General features: G+C 47.4%; 6 protein-coding genes and 1 tRNA gene. 2 read left to right on the top strand and 5 right to left on the bottom strand.

Going from position 1 to position 8,516, the window contains the following annotated elements:
- The first annotated feature begins 277 nt into the window (after window positions 1-277).
- Complete coding sequence (locus WBA89_RS18755; RefSeq protein WP_424408720.1) at window positions 278-604, top strand: DUF433 domain-containing protein; 327 nt, start codon at window positions 278-280, stop codon at window positions 602-604.
- Window positions 605-608: 4 nt separating this feature from the next.
- On the opposite strand, the gene WBA89_RS18750 is transcribed toward WBA89_RS18755, so the two are convergent.
- From WBA89_RS18750 to WBA89_RS18730, 5 genes are all read right to left on the bottom strand, one after another.
- The gene (locus WBA89_RS18750) at window positions 609-1,244 is read right to left on the bottom strand and encodes a type I restriction endonuclease (RefSeq protein ID WP_424408719.1); all 636 of its coding nucleotides are present in this window, start codon (window positions 1,242-1,244) and stop codon (window positions 609-611) included.
- Between the two features lie 203 nt (window positions 1,245-1,447).
- The gene (gene fba / locus WBA89_RS18745) at window positions 1,448-2,527 is read right to left on the bottom strand and encodes a class II fructose-bisphosphate aldolase (protein ID WP_333091137.1); all 1,080 of its coding nucleotides are present in this window, start codon (window positions 2,525-2,527) and stop codon (window positions 1,448-1,450) included.
- Window positions 2,528-2,713: 186 nt separating this feature from the next.
- Window positions 2,714-2,785, bottom strand: a tRNA-Lys gene (locus WBA89_RS18740).
- 68 nt (window positions 2,786-2,853) lie between these two features.
- Entirely contained in the window at window positions 2,854-3,753 is a 900-nt protein-coding gene (locus WBA89_RS18735; RefSeq protein WP_424408718.1) for an aldose epimerase, read from the bottom strand.
- A gap of 99 nt (window positions 3,754-3,852) precedes the next feature.
- The gene (locus WBA89_RS18730; protein ID WP_424408717.1) at window positions 3,853-5,925 is read right to left on the bottom strand and encodes a CapA family protein; all 2,073 of its coding nucleotides are present in this window, start codon (window positions 5,923-5,925) and stop codon (window positions 3,853-3,855) included.
- A gap of 1,449 nt (window positions 5,926-7,374) precedes the next feature.
- Here WBA89_RS18730 and WBA89_RS18725 point away from each other — a divergent pair.
- Window positions 7,375-7,686 (top strand): DUF6679 family protein, encoded by a 312-nt coding sequence (locus tag WBA89_RS18725; RefSeq protein ID WP_106148100.1) that lies wholly within the window; start codon window positions 7,375-7,377, stop codon window positions 7,684-7,686.
- Window positions 7,687-8,516 lie beyond the last annotated feature (830 nt).

Genomic DNA, 8,516 nt, shown 5'->3' with positions numbered 1-8,516 from the left:
GCCAAATTCCCGCCTCAGATTTGGTAAATGCGCTGCAATCTTTATCGCGGCGCTGCTTGATAGAACAACAAGCAAAATTTTACACTATTTCACCTGTATTGAGGCAATATGCCACAATAAGACTCGGCGCTTGAAACCGCTTTAGGGATGCAAAATCGAATGTACTTCGTTTGTCGTTTGATTTTCACCCCCAACGATACAAACGAAGTCCCTCTCTAAGAGACTAAGAGATATAAATTAGATAGAATAATCAGTAGTCGCAATTCCATTGTTTGCCATGACGCTGAAAGAATTAGAGCCTCAACTGCTGGCACTCTCTGACGACGAAAAAGCTCAAGTTGTTCAACTCCTATCTCAGGGCAAAATCACCCTGGGGCGCGGTATTGAAAAAACGCCTGATGTCTGTGGTGGGAGTGCCTGCATTGCAGGAACTCGCATCACCGTTTGGGGACTTGTCGAAGCTCGTCGCATTGGCTATAGCGAAGCCGATTTACTCACAAGCTATCGATTACTCTCTGCTACTGATATTGCTAACGCTTGGGCCTATGCTGAAGCTTTCTCCGATGAAATTGAAACAGAAATTATGGAAAACGATCGACATTAACTTATCAGCTAGTAATGCTTTGCCCTAAATGCTTCAAGACTTGAAATGCCGATCGCAATTCACTACGCACAGTATAGATCGAAAATGCCCGCGATAACCCGTATTCGGGCGTAGGTTGAGCCATAAGTTTCACAAACAACACATCATCGCCATTCGTCAACATCCCAAATCTCGGTTTATCCAGATCGGGATTTGCCATCATGTATGCTAATGCTTGGGGTAATGCCGATCGCACCGAAATCGTAGTCTTCTTACACTCCAAAACCATTACCCAAAGCTGATTCTGCAAAATCAAAATATCAATGCGTCCGCGCAGCGTTTCTTCCCCATCATCGATCGCAATTTCGATGGCAGCTTCAGCCTTCATCCTGAAAGGTGGATCGTAGAATCCCGCCAATTCTAACAAAGGAGATGCCACCAGCAATGTCACTGCCCCTTCTAACAATTCTCCATCGGCTCTATGATATAGCAATCTGCGTCGTAGCGTATCCAAAGCAGCTTGTTCAGAATCGCTGGGATTTGGCAATTGGGCTAGCCACTCAGTAAAAAAAACCTCATCCTCAGTTCTGCTCAAATTCAACCTTGATTCAGCCTCAGCAAGGCTTTTAATAGCATCTGTAACTGCAATAACCTTTGCCATTCGTTCACCTTTGATTCAAACGGTTGAATTTCAAACAATTAGCTTCATTGTAAGCAAAAATAGGGAAATATCTATAGCGGGCACAGTTTTCAATATCACTTCTATGGGTTTCTGTCCACAAACAAAAACCGGGCAACTTCGCAGCTACCCGGCTATCCAAACTTTAGACTTCAGATAAATCTCAAATCTCAAACCTAAAATTCTTAAACAGCGACAGTCTTCTTAGTAGAAGAACTCAATTCGCCCTTAGCATACTTAGCTGCGAAATCGTCCAAAGAAACTTGCTTGATCTTTGTACCTTGACCGGCGCAACCAAAAGAGTTGTAACGATCGCTACAAACCTTCTGCATATACTTGATCGAAGGCTTCAAGAAGTGGCGCGGATCGAATTCCTCGGGCTTAGCAAACAAAGCTTCGCGCACCGCAGCGGTAATCGCCAAACGGTTGTCAGTATCGATATTGATCTTGCGAACGCCGCACTTGATACCCTTTTGGATTTCTTCCACAGGTACGCCGTAGGTTTCGCGGATTTTGCCGCCGTTGCTGTTGATGATTTCCAGCAATTCTTGGGGTACAGAAGAAGAACCGTGCATTACCAAGTGAGTATTCGGCAAGCGGCGGTGAATTTCTTCAATGCGGCTGATTGCCAAAATTTCGCCAGTCGGCTTGCGGGTGAACTTGTAAGCGCCGTGGGAAGTGCCGATCGCCACTGCGAGAGCATCAACGCCGGTTTGCTCAACGAAATTAACAGCTTCTTCGGGATCTGTGAGCAATTGATCGTGGGAAAGCGCACCTTCAAAGCCGTGGCCGTCTTCTGCTTCGCCCATTCCTGTTTCCAGAGAACCCAAGCAACCCAGTTCGCCTTCAACGCTAACGCCGATCGAATGAGCCACTTTCACAACTTCGCGAGTAACTTCAACGTTGTACTCGTAGCTGGCGGGAGTTTTAGCATCCGCTTCCAGAGAACCGTCCATCATTACGCTGGTGAAACCTTGGCGCATGGCAGAATAGCAAGTGCCGGGGGCATTGCCGTGGTCTTGGTGCATGGTAATGGGAATGTGAGGATAGGTTTCAACTGCCGCCAAAATCAAATGGCGCAGGAAATTTTCCCCAGCGTAGGAGCGAGCGCCGCGAGAAGCTTGCAGGATCACGGGGCTGTTGGTTTCATCAGCAGCGCGCATGATGGCTTGGATTTGCTCCATGTTGTTAACGTTGTAAGCCGGCAAGCCGTAACCGTTTTCAGCCGCGTGGTCGAGCAGCAGTCGCATAGGTACAAGCGCCATAGATATTCCTCCTAGTTATTTGTGTTTCTGGGCCGTGAGTTTTAGACAAGCTCAATTCTTACGATAATCTTAAGACAATTTGTAGCCGATCGCGCATTAACTTTCCAAATTTCTACTTAAAAGCTCAAAAAGTAAAATTTTGAGTTCCGAGCATTCAACTCGAAACTCAAAATTCTAGATTTTTTATGGGTCGCCCGGGATTTGAACCCGAGACCAATCGGTTAAAAGCCGAATGCTCTACCGCTGAGCTAGCGACCCGTCAAAACATTGTTACCGCAGACAATTTCTAATAGTAGCACCCATCAATTCAAATAGCAAGTGTTTTTTCAAAAAAAAGTTGCAGTCATGCGAACTAGCATCTGGCAAGTCGCGCCGGGGGGCAAATAAATCAAGTGTTCGCCTGTGTTGAGGGCATTTCGAGGGGCCGTCCAAGGTTCCAGACAGTAAAAATCCTTGCCTTCGACCATCCAGAATACCAACTTCCCGTAGCTGGAACTGTAACTGAGGGTGAGCCGCAAGTTGCGGGCCGCGTCAGTAACAATCGCAGCAAGACCCGTGAGTTCATCAAACGAAACATGAATTTCAGGGAGCGCCGGATCGAAAGCCCCCGTGAAATAACCTTTGGAGTGGGTATTCTGATCCCTGTACTGCATCCCTGGAATCTCAAAGCGCAGATTTGTCTTGTCTGGAGCTAAAAAGTAAGGGTGCAAGCCGCTAGAAAATGGCATGGGTTCAGTACCCATATTGGTGTATTCCTGCAAAATTTCCAAAGAATTGCCTTTAATTTGATAAGTAAAAGCTACTTGGAAATCAAAGGGATAAACAGCCTGAGTCTTCTCGTCGCTGTTAAGCACCAGGGTAATAGCCGCGCAACCATCCGTGACTTGTTCCGTCGCCGTCCAAGGCAAATCGCGAGCAAAGCCGTGCTGTTTGAGCTTGCGCTCAACTCCTTTGTGCGTGTAGGTATTGTCGGGGAGATTGCTACAGATGGGAAACAGGATGGGAATCCCGCCGCGTACAGTCAGATCGGGATTGGCGAACCGTTCCGCGTCCAAGTAGAACATTTCTTTGCCTTCAACCAGCCAGCTAATGGCAATACCGCCCCGTTCCGGCACAACTTCTAGAGCAGAGTTAGCGGTTTCGTCAGAGAGGATATAGGTTTTGTACTGCTTTTGCTTCAGCGCGATCGCAAACACATTTGTCATCGGTAGTAGGTCGTCGATCATTGGTTGTTAGTAAATCGGTCGTTAATCATTGGTCGCTGGTATGTTGCCGTTCGCGCGTTACCGCCCTTTCCTCCCCATCAAAAGCTCCGACCCCACCTGCTAACCAATGCTACTAGCTATAGGAGGCAGGACGAGCCGCGGCCCGGAGGGGTTGCCGACTGTGCGTCGTGGAACGAGCCTGTTTGTCGGCTGCTGTTTGAGTCCAACTTTGAAAGATAGATCCCGACTCGGGGAAAGATAGCTTTGGGGGTTCTCTCCTAGGCTCGGAGGTGGGGGCGAAATAAACGGTTCTTTAATGAATGGCTCTCGAGCAAACGGATCTGGTTCCCGGCTCGGCTTTTGAGGTTGATTCCGGTAGATGCGCGGTGGCAAATCTCGAGTTGGAGGCGGGTTCGACTCAATTGCAGGCCCCGTCCCATTCTCAAAAAATGACGAGTTGTCAGGCTGTTTGGGCGCAGCAGGCAAAGGTGGCAAAATCGGAGCAGGTTTGAGTTGTCCGGGGTTTGGCAGATTGCTTTCACCGGCCGGGACTGGGGAATTAAGCCTGGGCGCGTAGGTACCGCTTTTGGCTGGGTACAAGGTCGAGTTTGGAGTTTTTGGTCTGATTCCTGGGTTGATTGGGGCATCTAGAACTACAGAAGATCGCATTGGCCGATCGAAAATACTAGAAATTTGCTCGACGTGTTTGAGAATTCGATCGCCCGCCGCCCCATTTACAACCGAAGGCTGAAACTTTTTCACCTCCACTGGCAGAAATTCTACCTTCATGTTCCTGTCTTTGAGCGATACTTTCAGGACTGCGGTATCGTAATCGCTGCGAGCATTCGCGCCGAATATAAAATTACCCAGCGAGTAAACAATCGGGCGGCCCTTGTAAACTTCTGCACCTTGGAGGACGTGGGGGTGGTGTCCCACTACCAAATCTGCTCCTTGGTCGATCGTGAACCGAGCCAAATCAATCTGCCAGTCTCCGGGATAATCTGCCAATTCAACTCCCCAGTGGTAATTAACAATAATCCAGTCTACCTGACCCCTGATAGCTCGAATATCCTCTGCCACGCGATTGTTGCGGCGGGGGTTAGTACCCGCTTTCCCTTGGTCGGCGGCGTTGAGGTCAGCATCGTAATAACCGAGGTAAGCGATCCGCTGACCCTTAACCTCAATAATATCTGGACGCCTAGCTTCTTTAATATTTCTACCGGCTCCCAGATGCCCAATTCCAGCATTATTTAGAGTATTTATAGTCTCCACCAGCCCCGGTTCCTCGTAATCCATAGCGTGGCTGTTTGCCAGATTGACAATATCCACTCCTCCTGAAGTTAATACTTTCACCGATTCTGGATCTGCTTTAAAATTTAATTGTTTTTTGCTGTTAGTCAAGGTAGAGCTAGTCAGGGGATTTTCTAGATTAACCATCGAAACATCTGCTTGCCGGTACTCGTCTATATTGGCGAAAGCCCAATGATAATCGTTACCGGCAGATGCTGCCATCGCATCCGATAGATTCACATTTCCTCCGAACATCAGCGTTACGGTGGGGTCGTAGGGATTAGCAACCTGCTTTTGTTTGACTACGGGTACTACTTCTAAAGCAGCTTGCACCGAATCTGGACGTTTGGGAGGCGGCCCCGACATTACCGCAGCTTGCTGGTAGGGCGAGACTGGGGATACTAACCGGATAGCCAGAGCCTCGTGGTAGCTCACCCAACACCCTAAAATAAATGAAGCAAGTGCCGAACCCACTAACAGCAGAGAACGATACGTTTTAAATTTAACCCAATCTATGACCAATAGGGAACGATCGCGCCGCTGCCGCCGATTTGCCGGAGTCACAATTCGCACTGACTGTTTCCAGAGAATCTCTGGTTCTCCAGCCAACCGCGCGTGAATTCGCACCCCTTCTACGGCTGGCGAGTTGAGTCTCCAGAGTTGGTGACAAATAAATTTGACTAAGCCTTCCCGGAGAGTGCTCCCCAGTAATGTAGTTTCTGGCGTAAATTCGCGCTGGAATTCTACTAAGATTTGGACGCAGCCGGCCTGAGCTTGTTCGACGCGGGCATAAATCCCTTCGGGTCTGAGCAAGCTGTCTATCCAGTAATTCAGGGCTTGAAAGTTGCCCGATCGCGCTAGATCCAAGATAGACGGCTGCGACCAATTTTCTGCATATACCATAAATTATTCTCCTTAGCGCATCGATCGCTTTAATTTGTTGTCAACTGCCCGCCGCAGGCGTAGTGCCGCTGCAGGGTGGGGGCTTGCATCTGAACTCCACCGCAACGCCTGAAAACCTCGAAAGGGTTTCAGCTTTCGATCGATGCTGTTCGACACATTAGGGAGTGCTGACAATATCCCCGTACTCGTCGAGTTTTGCCGGAAAATCAGCGTTCTGAGTGCGATATTTCTGCTTCCGGCGAGATCGGGATCGAGTTCATACCCAAAGCATTCAGAGCGGAAAATTAGCTTTTTCTGCGGTTGATTAGCTTTAGAGGTATGCCCAGACTTCGGGCAACGAAAGCGAGGTGTCATTACCTAGATAGCCTAGTTCTTTAATGAACTGAGACTGGCTATCTCTAGCGCGAGTTAGCAGTGGTTGTCTGCTGCTGTCAACTGTTCGACGGATAGCTCAAACAGCGACCAAACAGAGCGACAACAAACACAGACTCTGCGCTGTCGAAATCTCGATTTCTGCTGGCTCAACTAGAACCGGATGATTCCCCCACCATATCGTACTCGCTTAGTGGCGGGTCAGCCCAGCGATCGAGATTTCCACAGCACCGCCAAACCCACTGACTCTCAGTCACTCACTACTTGAGAGCGGTTTGGCGGTGCTTGTTGAGGAAGCGCACCAATACTCTACGAGCGCACAGAGCATTTTCACATAGTATATTTTTTTCATCAATCTATTGAAGACAATACTCCAAACAGTTTGGGATTGACTACTATATAGTAAGGGTTTGGTCGTTTCAGGGCAATCCCGCAACCAACGCAAAACAAACAGTTTCAGACTGCGAGTTGAAAACAGTCCGGACTGTTAAAACAAATTGTCAGCCAACTAATTATCGTCAAATTAAATCTCAACCTGACTTCTGACCAAAAAGTGTCGGTAGCGAGGGTTTCTTGAGCCATTGTTCCCTCAAGTCCTGATTCTGTGATGTATTCGGGCAAATGCCTCTAGCGAGAGATGTCGGCGGCTGCAAAATCTGCGATCGGATAAATGGCATACTGGATAGATTTAGTGGTACAATCAAATTCAATAACACCAATCGGTGTTGAAGTTTCAGAAAACGTGAAACTGGTCAGTCAATATGGCTGTGCCTTCCGATTTAAAACTCAAAGTACGTTACAGAAAAATTGGGATAGGAATCCAGTCCTTGTCGGACGGCTTTCATGATAAGTTATGTATTGTTGATTCGCCAGATGTCAAAATCCGGTCTCAACTCTATAAAATCCCAAAAATCTCAAATAGGTTGGGGCATCAACTATCGGGCTAGGCAATATCAGACAAGCCGTGCTTGCTGAAAGCTATTTGAATCGAGAATCCCCACGCCTTGAGGTTGGGGAGAATGTCAAGGTAAACAGCCCATATTTTAAGCAAGTTACACTGCGCAGGAGAACTGACAAATGCTACAGCGCAAAATCTATCAACTCTGTTGTGATGGTCGTGAGGTTTCTATTTTTCTTCGAGATCAGCAACGTTGGATAGAGCGCGCTCGTATCCTAGATATTGAAGGGGATCTAGTCACGCTGCGCTACGAAACCGACGAAGAAGACGAAATTAGCTCCTGGGAAGAAATGGTGCGTCTAGAAAGTATTGGAGCTGTATCCCAGAAGTTGGCTTCGGTGTCGAGAACTAACTGCGAACCCCTAGTTTCTGACGATTGTCCCGAAGCCGAACAAATTCGCAATCATTACCCGGACTCGAATTTAGATTAGTTTTGAGTTCGCGCTTGAAGCACAAATAAGATTTGGGGGAAAAGAAAATGACTTTTCTCCCTTTTTTCTGGAAAAATTAGGCAAAAAACCCGATTTAATCAGAGCAATACCAATTTCATAAAGTACCGCTACAAATACGATTTATGCCGAAGGAATTTCGATGTCTGAAACAGATATACTAACTGTAGCAATGTTTTATAAAGTTGGTATTGTACCAAATCCGAGTTTGCCACCCCCCTCGATCTTCTGATACCAATTTCATCAAGTAGCGCTAGATATTACCCCCCCCAACCCCCCGCGATTTCGGGGGGGGCTAAGACTTCATCCACAGCACATCTTTAGAAAAATGGTATGACTCTTGTGTTTCCTGTTCTCTTCGCGTTCTACCCTGCGGGAACCCCTGGGGGGAACGCGTCGAAAGCGGTTCAATCATGAAGGGGTACGCAATACCAATTTCATAAAATACCGCTACACATACGATTTCAGGAGAACGAAGTTCGATGTTTAAAACAGACATACTAACTGTAGCATTATTTTATGAAATAGATTAAGAAACGTTTGTCTAGGAGTGCGATCGTATTGGTAGCTATCTGTAAGTAAGTCGGCGCGAATATTTTTCGTCGGGTTCGGATTGAGGCACTCGGCAGAAGGCAGGAGGGATGCGGGAAAGCGGGTGATTTGCATTTCATATCAAATCCTCTCTTCATCGGAATACTAAATTAAAGTTGACGGTTGACTGTTGACGGTTGACTGTTGACGGTCAAAGTCATCTGACGGCGCAACAGGAATTGATATCATATCGTTTTCGGTTGTATCGGTATTGTTCAAAC

Origin of the sequence: Microcoleus sp. (genome assembly GCF_049646505.1) — a bacterium.
In the GTDB taxonomy this organism is placed as follows: Bacteria; Cyanobacteriota; Cyanobacteriia; order Cyanobacteriales; family Microcoleaceae; genus Microcoleus.
The sequence above is the reverse complement of the archived record's forward strand: the minus strand, read 5'-3'. Positions and strand labels throughout refer to the sequence as shown.

What these genes read in the sequence shown, in the direction of transcription:
- WBA89_RS18755 (WP_424408720.1), top strand. Translation starts at nt 278, where the DNA reads ATGACGCTGAAAGAATTAGAGCCTCAACTGCTGGCACTCTCTGACGAC.
- WBA89_RS18735 (WP_424408718.1), bottom strand. Translation starts at nt 3,753, where the DNA reads ATGATCGACGACCTACTACCGATGACAAATGTGTTTGCGATCGCGCTG.
- WBA89_RS18725 (WP_106148100.1), top strand. Translation starts at nt 7,375, where the DNA reads ATGCTACAGCGCAAAATCTATCAACTCTGTTGTGATGGTCGTGAGGTT.
- WBA89_RS18750 (WP_424408719.1), bottom strand. Translation starts at nt 1,244, where the DNA reads ATGGCAAAGGTTATTGCAGTTACAGATGCTATTAAAAGCCTTGCTGAG.
- fba (WP_333091137.1), bottom strand. Translation starts at nt 2,527, where the DNA reads ATGGCGCTTGTACCTATGCGACTGCTGCTCGACCACGCGGCTGAAAAC.
- WBA89_RS18730 (WP_424408717.1), bottom strand. Translation starts at nt 5,925, where the DNA reads ATGGTATATGCAGAAAATTGGTCGCAGCCGTCTATCTTGGATCTAGCG.